The sequence below is a fragment of the Fodinicola acaciae genome (assembly GCF_010993745.1).
GTDB classification, from domain to species: Bacteria; Actinomycetota; Actinomycetes; order Mycobacteriales; family HKI-0501; genus Fodinicola; species Fodinicola acaciae.
In genome coordinates this window covers 349,968-374,033 of sequence record NZ_WOTN01000003.1, presented here as the reverse complement: position 1 = coordinate 374,033, position 24,066 = coordinate 349,968, and the positions used below count along the sequence as shown (strand labels likewise).

General features: G+C 67.0%; 24 protein-coding genes. 20 read left to right on the top strand and 4 right to left on the bottom strand.

Going from position 1 to position 24,066, the window contains the following annotated elements; all coding sequences use genetic code 11:
* Positions 1-4: 4 nt before the first annotated feature.
* Complete coding sequence (locus GNX95_RS28125; RefSeq protein WP_163510645.1) at positions 5-229, top strand: formate dehydrogenase subunit delta; 225 nt, start codon at positions 5-7, stop codon at positions 227-229.
* A complete protein-coding gene (locus GNX95_RS28120; protein WP_163510644.1) occupies positions 229-1,350 on the top strand; it encodes a molybdopterin molybdotransferase MoeA in 1,122 nt (373 codons plus the stop codon). Before GNX95_RS28125 ends, GNX95_RS28120 begins: the two co-directional genes overlap by 1 nt.
* Before the next feature lie 228 nt (positions 1,351-1,578).
* Here GNX95_RS28120 and GNX95_RS28115 read toward each other — a convergent pair whose 3' ends face one another.
* The gene (locus GNX95_RS28115; protein ID WP_163510643.1) at positions 1,579-2,589 is read right to left on the bottom strand and encodes a LysR family transcriptional regulator; all 1,011 of its coding nucleotides are present in this window, start codon (positions 2,587-2,589) and stop codon (positions 1,579-1,581) included.
* A gap of 141 nt (positions 2,590-2,730) precedes the next feature.
* On the opposite strand from GNX95_RS28115, the gene GNX95_RS28110 reads away from it, so the two are divergent.
* The 10 genes from GNX95_RS28110 to GNX95_RS28065 all read left to right on the top strand — a co-directional run bounded on the left by GNX95_RS28110 (position 2,731) and on the right by GNX95_RS28065 (position 11,620).
* Entirely contained in the window at positions 2,731-3,609 is an 879-nt protein-coding gene (locus GNX95_RS28110; protein ID WP_163510642.1) for an alpha/beta fold hydrolase, read from the top strand.
* On the top strand, positions 3,606-4,742 hold the full coding sequence (locus tag GNX95_RS28105; protein WP_163510641.1) for a serine hydrolase domain-containing protein: 1,137 nt from the start codon (positions 3,606-3,608) through the stop codon (positions 4,740-4,742). The genes GNX95_RS28110 and GNX95_RS28105 overlap by 4 nt, the downstream gene beginning before the upstream one ends.
* A gap of 45 nt (positions 4,743-4,787) precedes the next feature.
* Positions 4,788-6,080 (top strand): multidrug effflux MFS transporter, encoded by a 1,293-nt coding sequence (locus GNX95_RS28100; protein ID WP_222854003.1) that lies wholly within the window; start codon positions 4,788-4,790, stop codon positions 6,078-6,080.
* A 282-nt stretch (positions 6,081-6,362) separates the two neighbouring features.
* Entirely contained in the window at positions 6,363-6,845 is a 483-nt protein-coding gene (locus GNX95_RS28095) for a MarR family winged helix-turn-helix transcriptional regulator (RefSeq protein ID WP_163510640.1), read from the top strand.
* Between the two features lie 165 nt (positions 6,846-7,010).
* Complete coding sequence (locus GNX95_RS28090) at positions 7,011-7,634, top strand: class I SAM-dependent methyltransferase (RefSeq protein WP_163510639.1); 624 nt, start codon at positions 7,011-7,013, stop codon at positions 7,632-7,634.
* Between the two features lie 89 nt (positions 7,635-7,723).
* The gene (locus GNX95_RS28085) at positions 7,724-8,635 is read left to right on the top strand and encodes an ABC transporter ATP-binding protein (RefSeq protein WP_222854002.1); all 912 of its coding nucleotides are present in this window, start codon (positions 7,724-7,726) and stop codon (positions 8,633-8,635) included.
* Positions 8,628-9,518 (top strand): ABC transporter permease, encoded by an 891-nt coding sequence (locus tag GNX95_RS28080; protein WP_163510637.1) that lies wholly within the window; start codon positions 8,628-8,630, stop codon positions 9,516-9,518. Before GNX95_RS28085 ends, GNX95_RS28080 begins: the two co-directional genes overlap by 8 nt.
* Positions 9,515-10,429 (top strand): ABC transporter ATP-binding protein, encoded by a 915-nt coding sequence (locus GNX95_RS28075; protein WP_163510636.1) that lies wholly within the window; start codon positions 9,515-9,517, stop codon positions 10,427-10,429. Before GNX95_RS28080 ends, GNX95_RS28075 begins: the two co-directional genes overlap by 4 nt.
* A 10-nt stretch (positions 10,430-10,439) precedes the next feature.
* On the top strand, positions 10,440-11,153 hold the full coding sequence (locus GNX95_RS28070) for an ABC transporter permease subunit (protein WP_222854001.1): 714 nt from the start codon (positions 10,440-10,442) through the stop codon (positions 11,151-11,153).
* Positions 11,154-11,185: 32 nt separating this feature from the next.
* A complete protein-coding gene (locus GNX95_RS28065; protein ID WP_163510634.1) occupies positions 11,186-11,620 on the top strand; it encodes a VOC family protein in 435 nt (144 codons plus the stop codon).
* On the opposite strand, the gene GNX95_RS28060 is transcribed toward GNX95_RS28065, so the two are convergent.
* Positions 11,617-13,104, bottom strand: a complete 1,488-nt coding sequence (locus tag GNX95_RS28060) for a glycoside hydrolase family 30 protein (RefSeq protein WP_163510633.1) — start codon at positions 13,102-13,104, stop codon at positions 11,617-11,619. The two genes, GNX95_RS28065 and GNX95_RS28060, sit on opposite strands and share 4 nt — an antisense overlap.
* 82 nt (positions 13,105-13,186) lie before the next feature.
* Positions 13,187-14,056, bottom strand: coding sequence for a LysR family transcriptional regulator (locus GNX95_RS43885; RefSeq protein WP_281356967.1), 870 nt, complete (start codon positions 14,054-14,056; stop codon positions 13,187-13,189).
* Positions 14,057-14,129: 73 nt separating this feature from the next.
* Between GNX95_RS43885 and GNX95_RS28050 the strand changes: the two genes are divergently transcribed.
* From GNX95_RS28050 to GNX95_RS28020, 7 genes are all read left to right on the top strand, one after another.
* The gene (locus GNX95_RS28050; protein WP_163510631.1) at positions 14,130-14,948 is read left to right on the top strand and encodes an LLM class F420-dependent oxidoreductase; all 819 of its coding nucleotides are present in this window, start codon (positions 14,130-14,132) and stop codon (positions 14,946-14,948) included.
* A 63-nt stretch (positions 14,949-15,011) separates the two neighbouring features.
* Positions 15,012-15,158 (top strand): hypothetical protein, encoded by a 147-nt coding sequence (locus GNX95_RS28045; RefSeq protein ID WP_222854000.1) that lies wholly within the window; start codon positions 15,012-15,014, stop codon positions 15,156-15,158.
* Positions 15,159-15,240: 82 nt separating this feature from the next.
* Complete coding sequence (locus GNX95_RS28040) at positions 15,241-16,875, top strand: ABC transporter substrate-binding protein (protein WP_163510630.1); 1,635 nt, start codon at positions 15,241-15,243, stop codon at positions 16,873-16,875.
* Positions 16,875-17,834, top strand: coding sequence for an ABC transporter permease (locus tag GNX95_RS28035; RefSeq protein WP_163511979.1), 960 nt, complete (start codon positions 16,875-16,877; stop codon positions 17,832-17,834). The genes GNX95_RS28040 and GNX95_RS28035 overlap by 1 nt, the downstream gene beginning before the upstream one ends.
* Entirely contained in the window at positions 17,827-18,705 is an 879-nt protein-coding gene (locus GNX95_RS28030) for an ABC transporter permease (RefSeq protein ID WP_163510629.1), read from the top strand. Before GNX95_RS28035 ends, GNX95_RS28030 begins: the two co-directional genes overlap by 8 nt.
* Positions 18,702-19,676, top strand: a complete 975-nt coding sequence (locus GNX95_RS28025) for an ABC transporter ATP-binding protein (RefSeq protein WP_163510628.1) — start codon at positions 18,702-18,704, stop codon at positions 19,674-19,676. Before GNX95_RS28030 ends, GNX95_RS28025 begins: the two co-directional genes overlap by 4 nt.
* On the top strand, positions 19,673-20,647 hold the full coding sequence (locus GNX95_RS28020) for an ABC transporter ATP-binding protein (protein ID WP_163510627.1): 975 nt from the start codon (positions 19,673-19,675) through the stop codon (positions 20,645-20,647). Before GNX95_RS28025 ends, GNX95_RS28020 begins: the two co-directional genes overlap by 4 nt.
* Here the strand turns inward: GNX95_RS28020 and GNX95_RS28015 are convergent.
* On the bottom strand, positions 20,640-22,103 hold the full coding sequence (locus GNX95_RS28015) for a glycoside hydrolase (protein WP_163510626.1): 1,464 nt from the start codon (positions 22,101-22,103) through the stop codon (positions 20,640-20,642). The two genes, GNX95_RS28020 and GNX95_RS28015, sit on opposite strands and share 8 nt — an antisense overlap.
* Positions 22,104-22,215: 112 nt before the next feature.
* Between GNX95_RS28015 and GNX95_RS28010 the strand changes: the two genes are divergently transcribed.
* Positions 22,216-24,027: a gamma-glutamyltransferase family protein gene (locus GNX95_RS28010; protein WP_246281787.1), complete on the top strand. Its 1,812-nt coding sequence runs from the start codon at positions 22,216-22,218 to the stop codon at positions 24,025-24,027.
* The last annotated feature ends 39 nt before the right edge of the window (positions 24,028-24,066 follow it).

Genomic DNA, 24,066 nt, shown 5'->3' with positions numbered 1-24,066 from the left:
GTCGATGCAGGGGACTCCGCCGTACGTGCGGCTGGCCAACGACATCGCGGTGCAGTTCACCCATCTGCCGATGGAGGAGGCCGCGGCCGAGGTTGCCAAGCACATCCGCCGTTTCTGGGAGCCGCGGATGCGGACACAGCTGCTCGCGCACGTCGTCGCCGGTGGTCACGGCCTGCATCCGATCGCGACCGCCGCGGCGCAGATCCTGCAGAAGCAAACGGTGCACTGATGCGGTGGCGGCAGGCGCGTGAGGCGGCGTACGCGGCCGCCGCGCCGATCCCGCCGTGTGCCGTGCCGGTGGCCGAAGCTTTGGGGTCAGTGCTGACAAAACCGTTGACTGCGCTGACCTCGCTGCCATCGTTTGACCGGTCGGCGATGGACGGTTACGCGGTCTGCGGCGCCGGGCCGTGGACCATACGCGGCCGGCAGCTGGCCGGTCAGCCGGCACCGTCGCCGCTGACATCCGGCCAGGCGTACGAAATCGCCACCGGTGCGGCCGTGCCGGCCGGCTGTTTCGCTGTCCTCCCTTACGAATACGCGCGAGTCGCTGGCACGTCGGTGAGCGGACCGGTGTCGGCCGGCGAACACATCCGCCGCGCCGGTGAGGAATGCCGCCGCGGCGAGGAGTTGTTGGCCGCCGGCACGGTGGTTTCCGCGCAGGTGCAGGGATTGGCGGCCGCCGTCGGTCACGACCAGCTGTGGGTCCGTCCAATGCCGCGGATCGGTGCCGTCATCACCGGCGACGAGGTGCGTACGCGTGGCCTGCCGGAGGACGGCTGCGTACGCGACGCCATCGGTCCGCTCCTGCCGGGTTTCGTCGCCTGGTCCGGTGGCACGCTGATCGAGACCGAGTTCGCCGCGGACACCGAAAAAGACCTGATCCGTGCCCTGGATTCCTCGCCTGGCGAGCTCCTTTTGGTTTCCGGCTCATCATCGGTCGGTCCGGCCGATCTGCTGCGCCGCGTGTTGCACGGTCTCGGTGGCACGATGCTGGTCGAGCGGGTCGACTGCCGCCCCGGCCATCCGCAGAGCCTGGCACGGCTCGGTGACGGCCGGCTTCTGGTTGGCTTGCCGGGAAATCCGCTGGCGGCGGTGGTCGCCTACCTGACGCTCGCCGTGCCGGTCTGCGCCGCGATGCGCGGACTCCCGTTACCTGCCTTGGAAACCGTAGCCGCACCAGACCTGGCGGCACACCCGTCGCGTACCCGGTTGGTGCCGGTGCAGGTCCGCGACGGCGTGGCCCGAGGTGTCGCGCACGGCGGAAGTGCCATGTTGCGGGGGCTGGCATTGGCCGACGCGCTCGCCGTAGTCGAACCCGACGGCGAAGTCGTTCTCCTGCCCTTGCCCTAGTGGCGTGATCACCGGACCCGGCATCTCATTTCAGAAACACACCACGCCGTAGGGCTGTGCGGCCATGGTGCCAACTGGTCGACCGGTTCGTTCGACCGACGCGAAGGGTCGGCTTTCCGAGCCGAAGCGTAGGTGCGCTGTCATCAGGCAGGATTGTGGCGTATGGGTGTGCGGGTTGGGTGATGTAGGCGGGTGGCAGGAAGTAGGGAAGTGGGGGAATTTCCTTGCCTACTCGCCGCTCGCGATTTGATCTCCCCGATCAGTGACATGAGCGGATGGTCCGCTGGTTTGATTGGTAGACGCGGACGCTTGTCGTGCCCTGGTGTGCGACGGTTGTTCTATTTTCTTGGATGTGCTCGCGGTGATTGTTTCCGCCGCGGTTTGAGCGAATGCGCGGATGGCGGTGTTTTCCCGGCTGGTCACCCAGACGAGTGCGCTTTGGATGGGCGGGTGGCCGCGCAGCGGTATCGCGGTGACTTCTGGGTGGCGGTAGTAAACCAGGAATGATGCCACGGTCGGATGCACGATTTCGCCGCGAGCGACGAGCTGCAGGACTTCGCTGGTGACGGTGATCTGTGGCCCTCGCGGGATCGGCCGGCCGGTGGGTGTGTGGGTGGGAAAGAACTCTTCGTATTGTTCCGACGGGATGCCGCTGCGTTGGATGACGGCGTTGTCGGCGAGGTCTTCTGTGGTGGCGAATCCGCGCTTGTCCAGGGGGTGTCCGACTCGGACGAGCAGGACACGCTCCTCGGTGCTCAATGTTGGGCCGATGGTCAGGTCGGGATCGCGGATCGGGTGGCGGTGGCACATGATGTCCCATGCTCCTTTGCGGAGCCGGTCGAAGTCGCCGGGGAACTCCTCGCTGACGATCAGCCGGCAGCCGGGGTAGCGATCCTGGAACGTTCGGGCTATCGCGGTGAAGGAGGGTCCGGCCATTGAGTACGTGGGGACACAGACGCGCAGGACGCCGGTGACGTCTGCGGCCAGCTCGGTCACCAGCGCGATGGCGTGTTGGATCTGTTCGTAGCTGGGCCGCAGTTCTTCGCGTAGTCGCTCTCCGATGGGGGTTAGTCGTACGCGTCGGCTGGTCCGTTCGAACAGCTGGCCGCCGAACCGTTCTTCCAGTGCGCGGATGGTCTGGCTGACCCGCGCCTGGGTGAGATAGAGCCGCTGCGCCGTTCGACCAAAGTGCAACTCATCCGCGAGTGTCAGGAAGATCTCTATCTCGCGCATCTCCATCAGCTGATCGTACCGATCCATAACTCCCACTAATGCGAGCGCTAAAAAGATCGTCGTTGATCACGGTGACGTGCCGGGGAAACGATGAGGCCAGGCCACACCGAGGCCAGTTCGCAGAGATAAACGACAAAGGATCATAGAATGCCGGTTTTAGCGGTTCCAGCGGCCGAGCTTTACTACCAGGTGACCGGTTCGGGTCCGCTGGTCCTGCTGGTGGCCGGTGCGCCGGCGGACGCGACCCAGTTCGCCGCCATCGCACCGGTCCTCGCGCGTCGTCACACCGTCGTCACGTACGACCCGCGCGGTTACACGCGGAGCAAACTCGCGAACGGACCGGTCGAGCAGCACGTTGGCACACATGGTGACGACGCGCATCGGCTTCTTGCCGCGCTCACCGCCGAACCCGCGCATGTCATCGGCATCGGCGGCGGAGCCCTGACCGGGATCGAGTTGGCGATCCGCCACCCGAGACAGGTGCGCACGCTGCTGGCGTACGAGCCCCCGGTGATGGATGTCCTGGACGACGCGGCCAGCTGGCGCAGGTGTTACGACGACATCGTCGCCACCTACCACCGCGAGGGTCCGTTCGCGGCGGCCACCGCGCTGAGAGAGCTGACCGGTCTGGATCCTGGCGCGAAATGCGAGGTGAACACCGATGCAGCCGCGCGACGGTCGCGCCGCAACCTGAGGTTCTTCTTCGAATACCAGTTCACCCATTTCGCGCACATTCCTGACATGGACGCGCTGCGGGCGACCGGTGTTCCTGTCGTGTGGGCCACGGGTTCGGCCTCCAGCGGCTTGCCGTGCCACCGGGCCACGGTCGAGCTTGCTCGTTGGCACCGGGAACCGGTCGTCGGCTTCCCCGGCGACCACAACGCGATCACGACCCATCCAGAGGATTTCGCGGCGGCATGGTGCGCGGCGATGTCAAGAACCGGATCGCCACATCGACTAAAGCGCGAGACGAGGAACAGCACGATGAGGAACAGCGCAACGACTAGAGATGGAGCAGCACGTTGAACAGGCTTGAGAAGCTGCTGGGCAAGTACGTCGCGGAGCAGGTGTTTCCCGGAGCGGTGGCACTGGTGGGGCGTGGTGACCAGGTCGAGGTGGCCGCGGTGGGATCGCTCGACGTTGAGAACGGTGCGCCGATGCGGCCGGACTCGATCTTCCGTGTCGCCTCGATCACCAAGACGGTCGTGGCCGCCGCGGTCATGATGCTGGTCGAGGACGGGCGTCTGGCGTTGGAGGACACCGTCGAGGCGTGGTTGCCGGAGATCGCGCGGCCCAATGTCGTACGCACTCCGCAGAGCCCGGTCGAGGACGTCGTGCCGGCCCGCCGTGCGATCACGGTCGAAGACCTGCTCAGCTCACGCGCCGGGTACGGATGGCCGTCGGAGTTCACCTATCCGGCGGTGCAGGCGTTGTTCCCCGTCCAGCGCGATGGCCGGCAGCCACGGACCTACCCGACCCAGGACGAGTGGATGGCCGAGCTGGCCACGGTCCCGGCGCTGCACCAGCCGGGCGAGGCATGGCTGTATGACACCTGCTCCACCCTGCAGGGGGTGCTGATATCGCGGGTCACCGGCCAGTCCCTGTCCGACTTTCTGGCCGAGCGGCTGTTCGGGCCGCTGGCCATGGCCGACACCGGATTTCACGTACCGGCAACCAAACGGGACCGGATGACCAGTTACTACCAGCCTGACTCCGCGGGCCGGCTGCAGCTCGCCGACGGCCCGGACGGACAGTGGAGCACACCGCCGGCGTTCCCGCTCGGTCACGGCGGGCTGGTGTCCACCGTGCTCGACTGGGCCGCCTTCGCCGGGATGCTGGTAAGTGGCGGCCGCCGGTTGCTGTCCGCGGAGTCGGTACGCCAGCTGACGACCAACCATCTCAGCCCGGCCCAGCGCGACGGCGGCAGGCTGTTCCTGGACGGCCAAGGCTGGGGCTTCGGCGGTTCCGTCGACGTCGAGGCCACCGAGCCGTGGCGGATTCCAGGCCGGTACGGATGGGTCGGCGGCACCGGCACCACGGCCCACATCATCCCGTCCACCTCCACCACCGCCGTGTTGCTCACCCAACGCGGCGCGACCGGTCCCGGCACGACACCCGCCTGGCTGACCGACTTCTGGACCTATGCCGCTCATTTCTAAACCACTGACGCCCGGACCGTTCCCGGCCGGAGCGAGAGGATAGACGTGTCATCAACAGACTGCGCAACGTCCAGACCGCCACACCGTACAGCCACCTCCAGCGCCGACACCTCGGCGTTCCGCGGACGTCTCGACCGGCGAGGCGGAGCGGTCCTGATCATCCTGCTCGGCGGCTTGACCGCACTCGGTCCGCTGTCCATCGACCTCTACCTGCCCGCGCTGCCGGTGATCGCGCACTCTCTACGCGCGACCGAAGCGGACATCCAGTTCACCCTGACCGGCATGCTGATCGGCCTGGCCGTCGGCCAAGTGTTGGTCGGGCCGGTCTCCGACGCGATCGGCCGGCGTACGCCGTTGATCGCCGGCAGCGCTCTACATGCCGCCGCTTCGTTGGCGTGTTTTCTCGCGCCGAACGTGGCTGTCCTGGACCTGGCGCGCATCCTGCAGGGACTTGGCGCCTCCGCCGGCGCGGTCCTTGGCCTTGCCGTCGTACGCGACCTTTACGCTGGCAGGGCGTTGGCGAAAACGCTGTCCCGGATGATCCTGGTGATGAGCGTGTCCCCGATCCTGGCACCGTCGATCGGCACCGCACTGCTCGGCGCGATGGGATGGCGCTGGCTGTTCGCGATCCTGGCCGCACTGGGTCTGCTGCTCACCGTGCTCACCGTCGTCCTGCTGCCGGAGACCAGTCCCGTGACCGGCCGCGTGCCGCTGCATCTCAGGGACACCGTCGCCGTCCACGCACGCCTGCTCCGTGACTACCGATTCATCGGTCTGCTCGTCGTCGCGGGCCTGACCGTGGTCGGACCGTTCGGCTTCGTCTCCGGCGCGCCATTCGTGTTCCAGCATCAGTATCACCTGGACCAGCGCCAGTTCGGTGTGCTGTTCGGTGTCAGCGTCGCGTGGCTGTTCCTCGCGAGCCAGCTCAACACCTGGCTGCTGCGCCGCTACCAGCCGTTGCAGGTGCTCATCGGCGCCGGGGCCGGCGCCAGCATAGCCGGGATCGCGATGCTGACCGTTGCAGCAACAGGTGCCGGCGGACTGTTCGGCCTCCTGGCCACGTTGTGGACCATGCTGTTCTTCGCCGGCCTGCTCATGCCCAACGCACCAGCCGTCGTACTGGACGCACACGGCGAAACGGCCGGCACCACAGCCGGGTTGCTCGGAGCCGTACGGTGGGGCGCCGCCGGACTGGTCTCGCCCCTGGTCGGTCTGCTGGGGAACACCGCGACAGCCATGTCGGCCATCTGCACCACCGGCCTCATCGCCGCCACCCTGCTGCTCGCCGTCCTCACCAAACCACAGCGCCGAGCAACCAGAAACGAACCCCCGATCTGATCCGCCCGACCTGAACCACGCCTACCACTGGCGCGAACGCGCCGTCGACAAACACGTCCAGCTGACGCCGTTGCATATCGGTCGCACTGGACTGCTGGCCGACGTGCAGTGTCGCGTACTGCCGTAAAACATCCGTCGACGCAACGTCGTATTAGCGCTACGTACGTGCCGTCAGCTGCTTCCCAGGTGGGGCATCCACGCGGTGGCTCAACCGATCATCGCAGATAGTTAAGTCTTGAAGTAGAATAGTTCAGTGTTGAAGTAACATGTCAAGGTGTGCCGATGACCGAGCTCGACTGGCTCACCGAAGATGAGCAACGGGTCTACAGCGACTTTTCCACGATGAGTAGGGAGTTGTTCAACCATTTCGATTGCGATCTCAAGCGGGAGGTCGGGATCCCGCGTACCTACTACGAGGTCCTGTTCGTGGTTGGCGAAGCGCCGAGCAACAGGATGCGGTTGACCGACCTGGCCCGTGGCACCAGGTCGGCGCCCAGTCGGATCACGCATGCCGTGGGCCGACTGGAACGGGACGGCCTGGTGACCAGGCGAGCCAGCCCGGCTGTGTCCGGTGGCAGTTCGCGCGGGATCGGCGTACGACATGGCCGTGGTATGCGCGGCAGCCGCACTTGGACCGGTCGCGGGTTCGCCGCCGACGTTGGTGGTGGCGATCGGGCAATGGTCCGGATGTGCTCTTCGTGGTCGGTGGGTACTGGGGGTTCCCAAAAGGATTCATTTGTAGGTAGCGACAGTGTCGACATTTAGCCATTTGTCACGGCGCGCCACGGTGAGAAGTGCCTGTGGTGTCGGTTGAACGGTGGGCTGTGTCGAATTTCTCCCGGAGGGGATCCGAGCGGGTCGTAGGGGATAACCCTGATTTTTGCCGGTACGAGTTGACTTCAGGTCGACCTGAGGTGCGAGGCTGGACGTATGCGACAGACGCAGCGTTCCTGGACGACCGGCAAACCCGTCACATCGCCGTTCGCCGCGCCGCGCGGCCTTTCCGGTCGGCTGGCCGGACGGTTCATGCTGCTGACCAACAAACAGGACGAGTTGCTCGACGTTCTCCGGGTCAATGCCGGGGACGACGTGCTGGAGATCGGCCATGGACCCGGTGGACTGATCCGGCTGCTGGCGGAGAAAACCGACGCCGATCACATCTACGGCGTCGATCCGTCCGCGGAAATGGTCGATGCCGCTGGCAAACTCAACGCCGCCGCGGTCGCCGCCGGCCGGGTGACGCTGCGGATTGGCGCGGCGGATGACATCGGCCTGCCGGGGGAGAGCGTCGACTGTGCCGTGTCGGTCAACAATGTCGCGATCTGGCCCGATCTTGAGGCCGGCATTGGCGAGATCCACCGCGTCCTGCGCATCGGTGGTCGCGCGGTGATTTGTTGGCATGGCGGACATTCGGCCGGCCGGATCGCCAGGAGCCTGGCGCTGCCGGCCGACCATCTCGACCGGATCGGGTCGGCGATCCGCGACCGGTTCGGCGCGGTGACCAGAGATCAGCTCGCGGACTTGGACGTGTTCACCGCCATACGCGAGAATTAGCCGCCTAGGGCCAACCCCCTACGGGAGAGGTGCCGGCCATGCGACCGCGGACGGACGCGGCCGGCCGCGATGGCTCGTACGGTCGGACCGTGAGCATCATAGAAGTCAGAAACCTCACCAAAAGGTTTCCGCGGGTCACCGCACTGGACCAGCTGACCCTCGACGTGGGGACCGGCGTGACCGGGCTGGTCGGCGCCAACGGCGCCGGAAAGTCGACGCTGATAAAGATCCTGCTCGGCCTGCAGCCGGCCAGCTTCGGCGCGGCCAAGGTCCTCGGCCATGACGTGGTGGCCGAAGGCGAGGCCGTACGCGCGCGGGTCGGCTACATGCCCGAGCACGACTGCCTGCCGCCGGACGTGTCCGCGACCGAGCTTGTCGTGCATCTGGCGCGAATGTCGGGGCTGCCGGCGACCGCCGCACGCGAGCGTGCCGCCGACACACTGCGCCATGTCGGCCTGCACGAGGAGCGTTATCGGCAGATCGGTGGATATTCCACCGGAATGCGGCAGCGGGTGAAGCTGGCGCAGGCGCTGGTGCACGATCCGGATCTGGTCTTCCTGGACGAGCCGACAAACGGCCTCGACCCGGCCGGCCGCGACGCGATGCTCGACCTGGTCCGCCGGATCGGTGCCGACTTCGGCATCACGGTTTTGGTGACCTCACACCTGTTGGGCGAGCTGGAACAGATCTGCGACCACGTCGTCGTGCTGGACGCCGGAAAACTCCTGCGGTCCTCGGACATCGGTGACCTGACCAAGGCGACGCGTACGCTCGTCGTTGAGGTGTTGGACGGCACCGAAACCCTTGCCAGAGCACTGAAAACCGCCGGCCTGCGGATCCACTCGGACGGCCGGCTGGTCGCCGTCGACATCGACGACGACCGCACCTACGACCAGGTGCGCGACACCGTGATCGGCCTCGACCTCGGCCTGGTGCGGATGCAGCAACGGCGCCACCGCATCGAGGACGTGTTCCGGACCGAGGAGGCCACCCTTGTCTGACTCGGCCGTACGCACCGACGTCATTCACAACATCGGCTATCGCCACTATGCCGGCACGCGGCTCGGCCGCGGCTATGTGCGACGCTCGCTTTTCGTGCAGAGCCTGCGATCCGCGTACGGCCTGGGTCGCTCGATGAAGTCGAAGATCCTGCCGGCCGGCATTCTGGCGCTGATGCTCCTGCCGGCGGTCGTGATCGTCGCCGTCATGAACATCGCACACCTGCAGAAGCTGCCGATCCCATACACGGCCTATGCCATCGTCATGCAGACGGTCGTGTCGATTTTCGTTGCGGCGCAGGCACCACAGCTGGTGTCGCGAGACCTGCGGTTTCGCACCACCACGCTCTATTTCTCCCGGCCGCTCACCAGGTTCGACTACGTGGTGGCCAAACTCGGCGCGATGGTGAGTGCGCTCTTCGTCCTGATGGCCGCACCGCTGCTGGTGCTCTTCGCCGGCGCGCTGCTGTCCAAGCTGCCGGTCGGCGACCAGGCCGTCGGCCTGCTCACCGGTCTGGCCGGCGTGCTGCTGTTCTCGCTGGTGCTTTCGGTTTTGGCTCTGTTGCTGGCATCTCTGACTCCGCGCCGCGGCCTTGGCGTCGCCATCATCATCGCGCTGTTGCTCATCAGCTCCGCTGGCGCGACGGTCGTGCAGGGCCTGGCTGCGCACCTCGGTGCCGCCGCGGTCGGCACGTACGCGGGACTTTTCTCGCCGTTCACGCTCGTCGACGGCATCCAGACCGGACTGCTCGGCGCCCAGCCGTTCGGCGACTCCGCGAGTCCGGGACTCGCCGGCGGCGTCGTCTTCGCGCTGGTGGCGGTCGCGGTGATCGCCGCGAGTTTCGGTCTCCTGCTGGCCCGTTACCGGAAGGTGGTGGCGGCATGACCGAGATCAGCATCGACGGTGTCTCGCGCTGGTACGGAAACGTCGTCGCGGTCAACGACGTGACGATGAAGATCGGCCCCGGCGTGACCGGCCTGCTGGGACCAAACGGTGCGGGCAAGTCCACGCTCATCCATCTGATGTCCGGGTTTTTGGCGCCGTCGACCGGATCCGTGACACTCGACGGCGAACGGATCTGGCACAACGAGCAGATCTATCGCAAGATCGGTCTGGTGCCCGAGCGCGAGGCGTTGTACGACACGCTGTCCGGGCGCAGGTTCATCGAGGCCAACGCGAAACTGCACGGCCTGGAGGCACCCGGCGAGGCGGCCGATCGCGCGCTGGCGATCGTCGACCTCATCGAGGCCGCCGAACGGCCGGTCGGCACGTACTCGAAAGGCATGAAACAGCGGATAAAGATGGCGTCCGCGCTCGTGCACGACCCGGCCGTGCTGCTGCTGGACGAGCCGTTCAACGGCATGGATCCGCGGCAGCGGCTGCATCTGATGGAGCTCATCCGGCGGATGGGGGCCGACGGCCGTACGGTCCTGTTCAGCTCACACATCCTGGAGGAGGTCGAGCGGGTCGCCAGCCACATCGAGGTCGTCGTTTCCGGCCGGCACGCGGCATCCGGCGATTTCCGCAAGATCCGCCGGCTGATGACCGACCGGCCGCACCGCTATTCGATCCGCTCCAGCGACGACCGCGCGCTCGCCGCCGCGCTCATCGCGGACGGCTCCAGCTCCGGAGTCCAGCTGGACGAGAAGGCCGGCCTGCAGGTGCAGGCGGTGGATTTCGGCCAGTTCAGCCGGAAACTGCCGCGACTGGCGGCTGCGGCCGGCATCCGGCTCTATGAGGTGTCGCCGGCCGACGAGTCGCTCGGCAGCGTCTTTTCCTATCTGGTCAAGGCATGAGGTGGGCACGGTGAATCTGACGGTTGTCTCACTCACGGCGCGGGTCCTGCTGGGCCGCCGCCGCGGATTGTTCCTGTTGATCCTGCCGGTCATCCTGGTGTTGCTCGCGGCCGGCGTACGCGCCGTCGCCGGTGTCAACGCCGAGGTCGCCACGACTTTCCTGGCCACCTTCGCGATCGGTACGGTGGTGCCGCTGCTCGGCCTGATCATCGGCACCGGGGTGATCGGTCCGGAGATCGACGACGGCTCGATCGTCTATCTGCTCGCCAAACCGGTGCGCCGGTCCACGATCGTGGTGAGCAAGCTCGCGGTCGCGGTCGGTTGTGTGGTGGTTTTCGCGGAGATCCCGGTGTTCGTCGCCGGGCTCATCCTGGCCGGCACCCACGGAGGTCTCGCGGTCGGCTATTCGATCGGCGCGTTGCTCGCCGGCATCGCATACTGCGCGCTTTTTCTTCTGCTCGCGATCCTCACCAAACACGCCGTGGTGGTCGGGCTGCTCTACGCGCTGATCTGGGAAAGCCTGGTCGGCAACTTCATCTCCGGCGCGCAGGTGCTGAGCATCCAGCGGTGGGCCCTGTCGGTCACCGACCTGGTCACCGGTTCCGGCGGGCCGTCGGTGGTGGCGCCGGCGGCCGGGATCCCGTTGCTGGTCGTCGCGGTCGTGGCGACCACCTGGTATGCCGGACAGCGGCTGCGCTCGCTCACCCTCAACGAAAGCGAGTGAGCGGCAACCGGTGTCGCGGCTATGGTGGAGCCATGACAGCGGTCAAGCAGTTCCAGGTCACCTTCGACTGTGCCGATCCCGAGCGCGTCGCCCGTTTCTGGTGTGAGGTGTTGGGATATGTCGTCCCGCCGCCACCGAAAGGATTCGACAGCTGGGCCGATTTCAACCGTTCCCTGCCGCCGGAGCGACAGGGAACGGCGTTCGCGTGCGTCGATCCCACCGGTGTCGGACCACGGCTGTTCTTCCAGCGCGTCCCGGAAGGCAAGGTGGTCAAGAACCGGCAACATCTGGACGTACGCGTCGGCACCGGCCTGGTCGGTGACGAGCGGCTGGCCAAACTCGAGGCCGAGCGCGACCGGCTGGTCGCGCTCGGAGCGGTGTGCACGCAGGTGCTGCTCGCCGACGGTTTCAACGAGTCGTGCATCAACATGCAGGACATCGAAGGCAACGAGTTCTGCCTCGATTAGCGCCAGTGGTAGGTGGCGACCGCGCCTGGTGCGAGCGTGCTGTCGAAAGCACGGTCGCCGCTCACGACGGTGAACGTTTTCGCTGACTTGCCAGGGTTCCACGCCACGACGACCGTCCGGTGATCAGGTGTCGCGAACGCCACCGTACGCACCGGATCCGGTCCGTAGGTGGTGTCCCGGAACGTGCTGGCGATCCGCACCGAACCGGCCGGCACGAACTTCGCGAAATGCGCGATGTCCCGATACTGGTCGTTGTAGGTCACGGCTTTCGTCGTGGAGTTGACCGTGATGGTGCCGTTGCAGGTGCCGCAGCCGCCGACGTGCGGCCCGTGGTTCTGGTCGAGCGCGATGTTCCAGGCGATCGCGCCGGTTCCCCAGTTTTGCATCACCGACAGGAATGTCTCGACGTACGCGCCTTCGCACTCGGTCATCATCACGTCTTTGCCGGGGAAAGAGGCCTTGAGCGCGGTCTGCGCGCTCGCGTCGGCGTAATAGCAGTGATACGCCGTGCCTGGCATCCAGCGCGCGGCGCCGGTGGACATCAGATCGTACGGATAGCTGTACATCGGGTCCTCATGGACCGCCTGATAAGACGTGACATCGCCGGGATGCAGGCCCCAGTTGTGGTCGAATCCAAGGATCTTGGTGTCCAGGTCGGCGGCCCGCAGCGCCGGACCGAGCTGGTCGACGATCCGCGCCTCCTGCCACCACGGCAGGTCGGTGCCGGGATAGTCCTTACGCCGCAACGCCTGCGGCTCGTTCTGCACGGTGAGATAGTCGACCTTGATGCCGGCTTTCCGGTATGCCTGCACAAACTTGACCAGATATCCGGCGTACGCGCGATAGATCGCCGGCGAGTCGATGACCTTGCCGTCGATCATCGAGTCGCCGTCCTTCATCCAGCCTGGCGGACTCCACGGGCTGGCCACGATCTTCAGCGCGGGGTTGAGTTTCTTGGCCTGGCGCAACAGCGGCAGGATCTGCGCCTCGTCGTGCGCGATGCTGAAATGGCGCAGCGCATAGTCTTTCTGGCCCGCCGGCATGTCGTCGTAGCTGTATGCCTTGTCCGCGACGAAATCCGAGGCGCCGATCGGCTGCCGCAGGAAGCTGATGCCGGCGCCGGCGACCGGGTCGAACAGCTTGCGCATGACATCGTCGCGTTGTTGCTGCGAAAGCCAGTAAAGGACGTGTGCGGACGAGTCGGTGATCGCGGCGCCGAATCCGGTGACCCTCTGGAAACGCACCTGCGGCTCGACGCCGACGACGACCGGGCCCTGCGCAGACGATGACCGGAAGGGCAGTTGCGCCTCGGTCGGAGTCGTCACGCCGGGCATGGTGATCCAGGCGTCGACCGCGGTCGACGCCGCCTCGGTGGCCGGCGGAGCGGTCGCCGGCAACGCCTGCGCTCCGGCGCTGGTCATCGCGACCGCGACCGCGATGCCGGTGGCGGCCAGCAATCCTCGTACGCGCGTGTGTCTGGACATCTGGGGTCCCTTGTTAGGTCAGCGTCTCTGCCGACTTATAACGAAGCAAAAATTTAGCTCCGAAACAAGGTGCCTGTCTTCATCAGGACGGCACGCACAGGCAGGCCGCGCAGGACTCGGCGAAGATCTGCACCGCCTCGCGGTCGTCGTCCGGCCGCCACACCACGGCCAACTGGCTCGGTGAGAGTCCGTGCACCGGCCGGAAGGCGATGTCGTCGCGGCGGTAGATGTCCGCGTTTCCGGCGGACAACAGCGTGATGCCGAGCCCGGAGGCGACCGCTTCGAAGATCTCGTCGGCCGTACGCGCCGCGGCGATCACTCGCGCCGGCCGTTGCCGATGGTCGGCGGCGAGCCAGAAATCACGCAGCGGACCGGCCGACAGTGGCAGCGCGATGTACGGTTCATCAGCAATAGTACTGAAATCTACCGCTTCCTCGGCTGCCAATCGATGACCGGCCGGCAACGCGACCCAGCGTTGCTCGACGGCGACCACCTTGTACGCGTATCCGTCCGGCACCGGCAGCCAGGCGACCGCCACGTCGCTTTGCCGGCTGGCGAGGCCGGCCGTCGGGTCCTCCCACGGCACCTGCCGGAAGAACAGTGTCCAGTCCGGCAGCAGCTCGGCCATCCGTCGCCTCACCGCCGGGATCAGGCCGCGGCCGATCCGGGTCTGGAAACCGACCACCAGGCACGAACATCCCGCCGCGGCGACCGCTCTGGTCGCGCCTTCCCACTCCTGGATCATTTTCCTGGCGCGCGGCAGCAGCTCACGGCCGGCCGCGGTCAGCTCGACGGATCGGCGGTCGCGGCGGAAAAGTGGCGTGCGGAGCGTGCGCTCGAGCTGGCGGATCTGCTTGCTCAGCGCGGGTTGCGAGACGAACAACCGTTCGGCCGCGGCTCGCGTGAAGCTGAGTTCCTCGGCGACCGCGACGAAATACCGGAGGTCCCGCACGTGTACGTCCATAGCCATCGGTTATAACAACGGGTCTTGGACGCGGCCAGTGCGCGCGCCGAACGATGGCCACATGAAACTTGGCGTACATCCGATCAACATCAACCCGACTCTCAGCGCGGCGGACGGCCTGGCGCTGGCGCGGCGTGCCGAGGAGTTGGGATATGCCTCGTGGTGGGCGGCCGACCACGTCGTCCTGCCGAGCCCGAAACCGCCGCAGGTCAACTACGAACCGACCATGCCGGTCCTGGATCCGTTGGTGCACCTGGCTTCCGTCGCGGCGGTGACCGAGCGGATCGAGCTCGGCACCGGTGTGCTGATCCTGCCGCAGCGCGATCCGTTGGTGCTGGCCAAACAGGCGGCGAGCCTGGACGTGATCAGCGGCGGCCGGCTCAGGCTCGGGGTGGGCGTCGGCTGGCTCGAACCCGAACTTGCCGCGTTTGGCGTGAAAATGTCGGAGCGCGGCGCGCGTACGGACGAATACATCGACGCCATGCGTGCGCTGTGGAGCACGGAAACGCCGTCGTACGAAGGAAACTTCGTCTCAGTGGCCGGTGTCGACGCCTATCCGAAGCCATTGTCCGGGCCGCCGGTCATCGTCGGCGGCAACAGTCCGGGCGCCTTCCGCAGAGCCGTGTCGCGGGCTCACGGCTGGTTTGGCAACGGGAACACGATCGACGACCTGCGCGAACACCTCGCCGGGCTGCGGCAGGCCGCCGACCAGGTGGAGCGGCCGCAATGGCTGGGACCGCTGGACATCATCTACATGCCGTTCGAACGAACGCTGGACGTGTCCGCGTACGACGGACTTGTCGACCAGTTTCTGGTGCACACGATGGGATTGGACGGCGTCGACGCGGTCGACAAGGTGCTGACCGAGACGATCCGATGACGGCGCCAGAATCGTCGGATTTGGCGGGAAAGCCGGCTGGGCCGAGCTGCGCGCTCACCATCGATGTCGAGGCCGAGCGGCTGCGCGGTGGCGGCCGGCAAGCTCGATCCGCAGATCGGCTGGCGGGGCGAGTGGACCCGCGCGCCGGAGGTCATCGCGGCGCTGCTGGACCGGCGGGTACGCGGAAAGGCGGTGCTGGAGGTGCGTTGATGGCCGGTGCCGGCCACCGGAGCGCATCGGAGGATTTCCGGACCTTTCAGCGACAGGGAATGCCATATACGGTATCCACACGATGCGCGCTCAGGCCTCCGGCACTTGGTCAGCCACCCGCCAGGTGGTGGCGATCCTCTGTGTGATGGCGCTGGCGGCCGGATGCGCCGGCCGCACCGGTGCGGCGGTGTCGATTCCGGCGGACGCGCCGTACGACTCGCGGCCGGTCGCCAGCGGCGGCACGCTCGCGGTGGCGATCACCTCCGACGCCGACGCGCTGGACCCGACCACCAGCACGACCTTCGTCGGCCGCGAAGTTTTCATCAATATGTGCGAAAAGCTGTACGACGTCGACGGCAAGCTGGCGATCGTGCCGCAGTTGGCAAGCGCTTTGCCGGAAATGTCGGCGGACCAGAAGACAGCGACCATCCGGCTGCGGTCGGGTGTGCTGTTCAACGACGGCACACCGCTCACCGCCGCGGCCGTCAAACGCTCGCTGGATCGCCATCGCAGCAAGAAAGACTCGGCGCGCAGCAAGGAGCTCGGTGCGGTCGAGTCGGTGGACGTGGTCGACCCGCTGACCGTACGGCTGCACCTGTCGCGGCCGTTCGCGCCGCTGACCGCACAACTGGCCGACCGGGCCGGGATGATCATGTCGCCGGCCGCGCTGGACCGCTACGGCGACAACTTCGGCGCTCACCCGGTGTGCGTCGGCCCGTTTGCCTTCGCCAGCAGGGTCTCCGGCAGCCAGATCGTGCTGACCAGGTCGGCGTTCTATTACGACAAGGCGAAAGTCAGGCTCGAAAAGCTCGTCTACACGGTCATCACCGACGCCAACGTACGCGCGGCCAACCTGAAGTCCGGCGACGTGCAGCTGGCCGAGCGGGTCGCGCCGAGCGACGTGCCGCTGCTGGTCGCCGACGGCAAGGTCAAGGTGCTGTCCGGTGGCACGATCGGTTACCAGGCGATCACCATCAACCTGGCCAATGTCAAGGGTTCCACGGCAAAACCCGGTGTGGTCAACACACCGCTGGCCCGTGACGTGCGGCTGCGCCAGGCGTTCGAGCTGTCGCTGGACCGCCAGGTCATCAACCGGGTCGTCTTCAACGGACTGTACGACCCCGACTGCTCGCCGCTGCCGCGCAAGAGCGTTTTCCGTGATCCGGCCCGGAAATGTACGACCCGCGACGTGGCCAGGGCGAAGGCTCTGGTCGCCAGCACCGGCGCGCCTACGCCGGTGCCGGTGCGGATGCTGGTGACCGCGACGCCGATCAACGAGCGGCTCGGCGCGGTGATCCAGGGGATGGCCAAGGACGCCGGTTTCGACGTCACGATCGTGCCGACCGAGTTCGTGACGTCGTTGGCACTGGCCAAAGCCGGCAACTTCGACGCGATCCAGGTCGGCTGGTCCGGGCGGGTGGATCCGGACGGCAATCTCAACGGCCAGGTGAACACCGGTGCCACCACCAATTACGGTCTGATCCACGACCCGGAGGTCGACAACGGCATCAAGGCCGCGGCCGCGACCGCCGACGTGGCGCAACGGCAGGCGCTGTACAAGAAAGTCGTCGACCGGCTGATGGCCATCGACGGCAACATCTATCTCTATCACGAGCGATATTTCCTCGGTGTCTCGGACAAAGTCGCCGGCATCCGCTACTACGCCGACGGCCTGCCGCGGCTCACCACCGCCGGCTATGCGAAGGCGGACACGTGATGGGTTGGTATCTGCTGCGTCGCGCCGGGGCCGCGGTCCTGGTCATCTTCGTCGCGAGCATCCTGGTTTTCCTCGGCGTACGTGCACTTCCAGGCGATCCGGCGGTGGCGCTGGCCGGTGAGGAGGCCAGCCCGCAGCTGATCGAGGCCGTACGCGTGCAGTATGGCCTCAACAACCCGCTGCCGGTGCAATACTTCGACTATGTTTCGCAGCTGTTCCGCGGAAACCTGGGAGTGTCCACACAGGACAAGCTGCCGGTCACGCAGATCATCGGCGAACGGCTGCCGATCACCCTGGAGCTGGCCGCGCTGGCGATCCTGGTGGCGGTGCTGGTCGGCGTCGGCGCCGGCACGATCGCGGCCGTACGGCGCGGCAAACCGGCCGACTACGTGGCCAACGCCTTTGGCCTGATCGGCCTGTCGGTGCCGCATTTCTGGCTGGGATTGTTGGCGATCCTGGTCTTCGCGGTCGGCTGGGGGATCCTGCCGGCGTCCGGGTTCGTGGCGTTCACCACCGACCCGTTGGACAACCTGCGGCGGATGATCCTGCCGGCCCTGGTGCTCGGCACCGGATTCGCGGCCGTCCTGATGAGACAGACGCGGTCGGCGATGCTCACGTCGCTGTCTGCCGACTACGTACGCACCGCGCGCGCCAAAGGAATGGCCGAGTCGCGCGTCGTGGGCCTGCACGCACTCCGTAACAGCCTGACGACCGTGGTGACCGTCCTCGGCCTGCAGCTCGGCGCGCTGATCAGTGGTGCGGTGGTCACCGAGCAGATCTTTGTCATCCCAGGCTTCGGAAAACTCACGGTGGACGCGGTGCTGGCGCGCAACTATCCGGTGATCCAAGGCGTCGTGCTGGTCACGGTCGTCGGCTATGTCGTCGTCAACTTCCTGGTCGACGTGGCCTATGCCGCGCTCAATCCGCGTACGCGGTTGGTGGCGAGCGCCAATGGCTGAACAGATCGCCCTGCCGGCAACGCCGTTGGCGCGGCAACGCCAGTGGTCGCGCCTGTGGCGCCGGTTTCGCCGTCGTCCGTTGCCGCTGACCGGCCTGGTGCTCGTCGTTTTCTTCCTGTTGCTGGCGATCGTCGGTCCGATGGTGACCGCCGACCCGGCCGCCACCGACTTCGACAACGTGCTCGCGCCGCCGTCGCTCGCGCACTGGTTCGGCACCGACGATCTTGGCCGCGACGCGCTGGCGAGGCTGGCCAGCGGCGCGCGGATTTCGTTGACGGCCGGCGTACTTTCCACGCTGCTCGCGATGGTCATCGGCGTGCCGATCGGACTCGTCGCCGGCTATTACCGCCGCTGGGTCGATCCGATCCTGATGCGTGGTGTCGACGTCGTGCTGGCGTTTCCGTTCCTGGTCTTCGCGGTCGGACTGGCCGCGATCCTCGGGCCGTCGTTGCGCAATGTCGTGCTGGCGCTCGGAATCTCGCAGATCCCCGGAGTCGTACGGATCGCGCGCGGCGAGACGCTGGCTCTGCGCGAGGAGGATTTCGTCGCCGGCGCGGTGGCCGACGGTGCCGGTGACGGCGTGATCCTTTTCCGCTATATCCTGCCAAACGCGGCCAACGCGCTGATCGTGCAGGCCACCGTGGCGATTCCGGTGGCGATCATCGGCGAGGCCACCCTTTCCTTTCTCGGACTCGGTGTCCAACCGCCGACGCCGTCGTGGGGTGTGATGCTGACCGACGCGCAGCAGTTTCTCAGCCAGGCGCCGTGGCTGGCGGTGTGGCCAGGCGTGATGATCGCGTTGGCGACGCTCGGATTCAACCTGCTCGGCGACGGGTTGCGCGACGTACTCGATCCGCGGGAGGCGCGATGACCGCGCTCGAGGTGTCGCGGCTGGCCGTACGGTTTGGCACCGAGGACGGTGACGTGCTGGCCGTGAAGGACGTGTCGTTGAGCGTACGCGCCGGCGAGATTCTGGCTCTGTGCGGGGAATCCGGCTGCGGTAAGTCGGTCACCGCGATGGCGGTCAACCGGTTGTTGCCGCCGTCCGCGACGGTGTCCGGCTCGGTGATGCTGGACGGCCGCGAGCTGACCACGCTGCCGGACAGGGAACTGCGGCAGGTGCGCGGCAAGGACGTCTCGATGGTCTTCCAGGAGCCGATGACCTCGCTCAACCCGTCGTTCACCGTCGGCTTCCAGATCGACGAAGTCCTTCGCAAGCACGAAAAGATGACGCGGCGGCAGGCACGTGCGCGCTCGGTCGAGCTGCTCGACTCGGTCGGCGTGGCCGATCCGCGGCGGCGCTGCGGGGAATATCCGCACCAGCTGTCCGGCGGCATGCGGCAACGCGTGATGATCGCGATGGCGGTCGCGTGTTCGCCGCGCGTACTGATCGCCGACGAGCCGACCACCGCGCTGGACGTGACGATCCAGGCCGGCGTGCTGGAGATTTTCCGCGATCTGGCAACCAGGCTCGGCACCGCGATCGTCCTCATCACGCACGATCTCGGCGTGGTGGCCGCGGTCGCCGACCAGGTCGCGGTGATGTACGCCGGACGAGTGGTCGAGCGCGCCGAGGTGACCGAACTGTTCGCGCATCCACGGCATCCGTACACGGTCGGCCTGCTCGGTGCGCTGCCGGCAGCTCGAAAACGCGGCCGGCTGGCCGAAATTCCCGGCACGCTGCCGGATCCGCGCGGCGATCCGGACAGCTGTGCCTTCGCCGCGCGCTGTCACCTGCGCGAGGCCGACTGTGTGGCGGCCAGACCGGCACTGTCCACAGTGGACCGTCCGGAGCACGAGTTCGCGTGTTTCCATCCAGAGCGGGACAAGGTGGCCTCATGACCGTGCTGGAGGTGCGAGACCTGGTCAAGCATTACGGCCGCGTACGTGCCGTCGACGGAGTGTCCTTCGACATCGGTCCCGGCGAGGTGCTCGGCCTGGTTGGCGAGTCAGGCAGCGGAAAGTCGACCGTGGGCCGCTGCCTGGTGCGGCTCACCGAGCCGACCGCCGGCACGATCCGGTTGCAATGCCGTGACATCAACCGCGACATCAGCCGTGCCTCGCGCCGGACGATGCGGCCGATCCGCCGGGACATCCACATCGTCTTCCAGGATCCGTATTCCTCGTTGAATCCGCGGTTCACCGTCGGACAGATCGTCGCCGAGCCGGTCCGCCGGCACCGACTGGCGTCCGGAGCGGAGCTGGACAACCGGGTCGTGCGGATGCTGGAGCGGGTCGGTTTGCCTTCCAGCGTACGGAACCGCTATCCGCACGAGCTGTCCGGCGGCCAGCGGCAACGCGTCGGGCTGGCTCGCGCGCTCGTTTTGGAGCCGGCGCTGGTGATCGCCGACGAACCGGTGTCGGCATTGGACGTCTCGGTGCAGGCCGCGGTGCTCAACCTGATCACCGATCTGCAGGCGGAGATGGGGTTTTCCTGCCTGTTCATCACGCACGACCTGTCGGTGGTGGAGTTTCTGGCCGACCGGATCGCGGTGATGTATCTCGGCCAGATCGTCGAGTACGGCCCGCGTGAGCAGATCTTCCAGGCGCCGCAACATCCTTACACCCAGGCGTTGCTGTCCGCCGCGCCGGTGCCGGACCCGGCCGTACAACGGCAGCGCCGCCGCGTCGTCCTCAGCTCGGACGTGCCGTCACCGGTCGCGCCGCCGTCGGGATGCCGGTTTCACACGCGCTGCCCGGTCGCGATCGAGAAATGCCGCACGAAGGAACCGGCGTTGACCGACGAGCGTACGCCCCGACATCTGGCGGCCTGTCATCTGGTGACGAAGGTCAGCGTCCCGAATGTCATATGACGACGTTGTCGATTTCGAACGTCTGCACGGTGTTCTGCGTGAACCAGGCGGTGAACTGCTTGCCGTCCAAGGTGATGTCGTCGTGCGGTGTGTACGCGTCGCCGCCACCGGTCTGGGTGGTCCACCGCCGGACCAGGCCGCCGGGGCCGCCGCCGACCGTGCTGAATGCCGACAGGTCATAGGAAATCCGCTGCGCGCTGCTGTAGTTGGTGGCGACCAGCACCAGCCGACGGGCCACCGGATCGTAGGCGGCGACGGTGTTGACGTCGGTGCTGCGCAGGATCCGCATGCCGGGCCGGATGTGCCTGCTGTACTGCGCCAGCACGAAAAACTTCGGCTGGACGAGGCCGGTGGTGCCGGCGTCGTTGTCGGCATCGACCAGGCCCCAGTTGGATCCGTCCAGCACCTGCCAGTAAACCCAGGCGGTCGGATGCAGCCAGTACATGTCGAGGTTGAGGTTGCTGGCCATGGTCAGCCCGGACGGGTCGTTTTCGCCGTACTCGGAGTTCCACAGTTTCTTGCCGTCCCGCACCGCGGCCTGGTAGAGCAGGTCGCGGCGGCCGTTGCCCTGCTGGTAGCCGTGCACGTTGATGCGGCCGACGTTTCCGCGTGTCTGCGCGGAAAACGAGCCCCAGGTCGCGCGCGCCTGGTCGTAGGTGTTCTCGTCGGAGGCGGCCACGATCGTGTTGGTGAGGCCGCGGACGTTGAGCTCGTTACGCAGGTTGGTGACCACGGTCTGCTGTGTGCTGCCGTCGAAATGACAGCCTTCCTGGGTGCCGCCGGCGGTCCACCACGGCGAGGCCGGCTCGTTGAACGGCTCCACTGACTCGAAGTCGATCCCCCAGTGGTCGTGCGCGTACTTCGCCACCGTGGCCAGATAGACGGCGTGCTGGTTGTAGTTCCACGACTGCAGGTTGTCGGTGATGCCGACCGGCGAGCCGGACGGGTTGTGGTTGTAGCACATCCACCACATCGGCGAGTTGGAGAACAGTTCGAAGCGGTTGGCCCCGCGCTGTTTCGCCTTGGCCAACATCGCGCGTTGGTTGGCGTCGACCTGCCAGTTCCAGCTCGCCGACGCCGGATCCGCGCTGTTCCAGTCGAGCCAGAAGCCGTCCATCTGCCGGCTCGGCCGGATGTTCGGCGACACCACCATCGACTCGCCGTTGGCCGGCACGGACGTACAGGCACCGGCGTTGTAGCGGACCACCGTCATCGCCAGGCCGGGGTATTGTTTGCCCTGGTATGTCGTGGTTTTCTGGCTGAAGAACAGATCGGCGAGCGTGTCGTCGGTGCCGAACGCCTTGGCCCACCAGCACAGGGAGGTGCCCCACCCGTCCCAGCTTCCCCAGCTCGTCCGCGGGTCGACGGCCACCGAGGCGTCCAGCAGGCCGCCGACCGGCGGCACGGTGCCGGCCAGCACCGAGGCCGAGGCGGCGAGGAAGGCCCGGCGGCGCATACGAACTCCCGTCGGTTGATTGATATAGGCGTACCAGAGTCGCGGCGCTTATTCCATAGTTTGGCCGGTTGATGCGGGTAACGGAGAGATTATTTAGGTGAGGAGTCGGACTTTGTTCACCACTCGTCCTGAGTTGACCGGTGACCACGGAATGGTGGCCAGTACGCACTGGCTCGCCTCCGGCGCCGGCATGAGCGTGTTGGAGCGCGGCGGCAACGCCTTCGACGCGGCGGTGGCGGCCGGTTTCGTGCTGCAGGTCGTCGAACCGCACCTGAACGGGCCGGGCGGTGAGGTGCCGATCCTGCTGTGGAGTGAGGCCGACGCGCGCGTGTCGGTGATCTGCGGCCAGGGCGTGGCGCCGGCGGCCGCGACGATCGAGAAAATGACCGATCTCGGCGTCGACATCATGCCGGGGACCGGGTTGCTGGCGGCCACCGTGCCAGGTGCCTTCGGTGGCTGGCTGCGAATGTTGGCCGAGCACGGCACCTGGTCGCTGCGCGACGTGCTGGAGCCGGCGATCGCGTACGCGGAGCACGGTTTTCCGGCGGTCAACGGGATCGTCAACACGATCGGCGTCGTCGCCGAGATGCTGGCCGCCGAGTGGCCGACCTCGGCCGAGCTGTGGCTGCCTGGCGGCGGCGTGCCGGCGATCGGTGCGCGGCTGCGCAATCCCGCGCTGGCTCAGACCTACGGTCGTGTCCTGGCGCACGCCGAGGCGGCCTCGAGCGACCGCGACGGCCAGATCCAGGCCGCGTTGGACGCCTGGTATCGCGGGTTCGTCGCGGAGGAGATTGCCAGGTTCTGTGCGCAAACCTCGTGGCGCGACACCTCCGGCGAGGTGCACGGCGGCTTGCTGACGCTGGACGACCTGGGGGCGTGGTCGGCGACCGTGGAGGAACCGTCCACATTGGACTATCACGGCTACACGGTGTGCAAGACCGGCCCGTGGGGACAGGGTCCGGTTTTCCTGCAGCAGCTGGCATTGTTGCGCGGCTTCGACCTGTCCGCGATGGATCCGGCCGATTACGTACACACTGTTGTCGAGTGCTCGAAGCTGGCCTTTGCCGACCGCGAGGCGTTTTACGGCGATCCGGACTTTGTCGACGTACCACTGAAGGCGCTGCTTTCCGAGGAATACGCGCGATCGCGGGTCGCGCTGGTCGGTGAGTCCGCCAGCGCCGAGCTGCGGCCAGGACGGCCGGACGGGCGCGAGCCGGTGTTGCCGGCGGTGCGGCGGGACCTGGTCGCCGACGCGAGCCGCGGCATGAGCGACGCGCCGATGCCGGACGGCGTGGGGGAGCCGACGTTGCAGAGCGACGGGCAGGTACGCGGCGACACCTGCCACCTGGATGTGGCCGACCGGTTCGGCAACATGGTGTCGGCGACGCCGAGCGGTGGCTGGCTGCAGAGCTCGCCGGTGATCCCGTCGCTCGGTTTTTGCCTTGGTACGCGCGGACAGATGTTCCGGTTGGAGGAGGACCTGCCGGCGGCGCTGCGACCGAGGTCACGTCCGCGCACCACCTTGTCGCCGTCTTTTGCCTTGCGGGACGGCAAACCGTGGCTCGCGTTCGGCACGCCGGGTGGCGACCAGCAGGACCAGTGGAGCCTGCAGCTGTTCCTGTCCGTGGTGCACCGCGGACTCGGCCTGCAGGAGGCGATCGACGCGCCGGCCTTCCACAGCGTGCATTTCCCCAGCTCCTTCTATCCGCGTACGGCCCAGCCGGGAGCGATGGTGGTGGAGGAGCGGATCGGCGACGACGTGGTCGCGGAGCTGCGGCGGCGCGGTCACGAGGTCACCGTCGACGGTCCGTGGACGCTTGGCCGGCTGTCCGCGGTCGCGCGCGACGCCGACTTCCCCGGCGATGGCTTCCTGCGCGGCGCCGCCAACCCCCGAGGCGCGCAGGGTTATGCCGTCGGCCGTTGAGCTTGCCGCGGCGCGATGAGTTTTGGCCGCGATGGTGGT

What these genes read in the sequence shown, in the direction of transcription:
- GNX95_RS28120 (WP_163510644.1), top strand. Translation starts at nt 229, where the DNA reads ATGCGGTGGCGGCAGGCGCGTGAGGCGGCGTACGCGGCCGCCGCGCCG.
- GNX95_RS28090 (WP_163510639.1), top strand. Translation starts at nt 7,011, where the DNA reads ATGCGACAGACGCAGCGTTCCTGGACGACCGGCAAACCCGTCACATCG.
- GNX95_RS28095 (WP_163510640.1), top strand. Translation starts at nt 6,363, where the DNA reads ATGACCGAGCTCGACTGGCTCACCGAAGATGAGCAACGGGTCTACAGC.
- GNX95_RS28015 (WP_163510626.1), bottom strand. Translation starts at nt 22,103, where the DNA reads ATGCGCCGCCGGGCCTTCCTCGCCGCCTCGGCCTCGGTGCTGGCCGGC.
- GNX95_RS28050 (WP_163510631.1), top strand. Translation starts at nt 14,130, where the DNA reads ATGAAACTTGGCGTACATCCGATCAACATCAACCCGACTCTCAGCGCG.
- GNX95_RS28025 (WP_163510628.1), top strand. Translation starts at nt 18,702, where the DNA reads ATGACCGCGCTCGAGGTGTCGCGGCTGGCCGTACGGTTTGGCACCGAG.
- GNX95_RS28045 (WP_222854000.1), top strand. Translation starts at nt 15,012, where the DNA reads ATGTCGAGGCCGAGCGGCTGCGCGGTGGCGGCCGGCAAGCTCGATCCG.
- GNX95_RS28125 (WP_163510645.1), top strand. Translation starts at nt 5, where the DNA reads ATGCAGGGGACTCCGCCGTACGTGCGGCTGGCCAACGACATCGCGGTG.
- GNX95_RS28065 (WP_163510634.1), top strand. Translation starts at nt 11,186, where the DNA reads ATGACAGCGGTCAAGCAGTTCCAGGTCACCTTCGACTGTGCCGATCCC.
- GNX95_RS28040 (WP_163510630.1), top strand. Translation starts at nt 15,241, where the DNA reads ATGCGCGCTCAGGCCTCCGGCACTTGGTCAGCCACCCGCCAGGTGGTG.
- GNX95_RS28115 (WP_163510643.1), bottom strand. Translation starts at nt 2,589, where the DNA reads ATGGAGATGCGCGAGATAGAGATCTTCCTGACACTCGCGGATGAGTTG.
- GNX95_RS28110 (WP_163510642.1), top strand. Translation starts at nt 2,731, where the DNA reads ATGCCGGTTTTAGCGGTTCCAGCGGCCGAGCTTTACTACCAGGTGACC.
- GNX95_RS28035 (WP_163511979.1), top strand. Translation starts at nt 16,875, where the DNA reads ATGGGTTGGTATCTGCTGCGTCGCGCCGGGGCCGCGGTCCTGGTCATC.
- GNX95_RS28075 (WP_163510636.1), top strand. Translation starts at nt 9,515, where the DNA reads ATGACCGAGATCAGCATCGACGGTGTCTCGCGCTGGTACGGAAACGTC.
- GNX95_RS28030 (WP_163510629.1), top strand. Translation starts at nt 17,827, where the DNA reads ATGGCTGAACAGATCGCCCTGCCGGCAACGCCGTTGGCGCGGCAACGC.
- GNX95_RS28060 (WP_163510633.1), bottom strand. Translation starts at nt 13,104, where the DNA reads ATGTCCAGACACACGCGCGTACGAGGATTGCTGGCCGCCACCGGCATC.
- GNX95_RS28020 (WP_163510627.1), top strand. Translation starts at nt 19,673, where the DNA reads ATGACCGTGCTGGAGGTGCGAGACCTGGTCAAGCATTACGGCCGCGTA.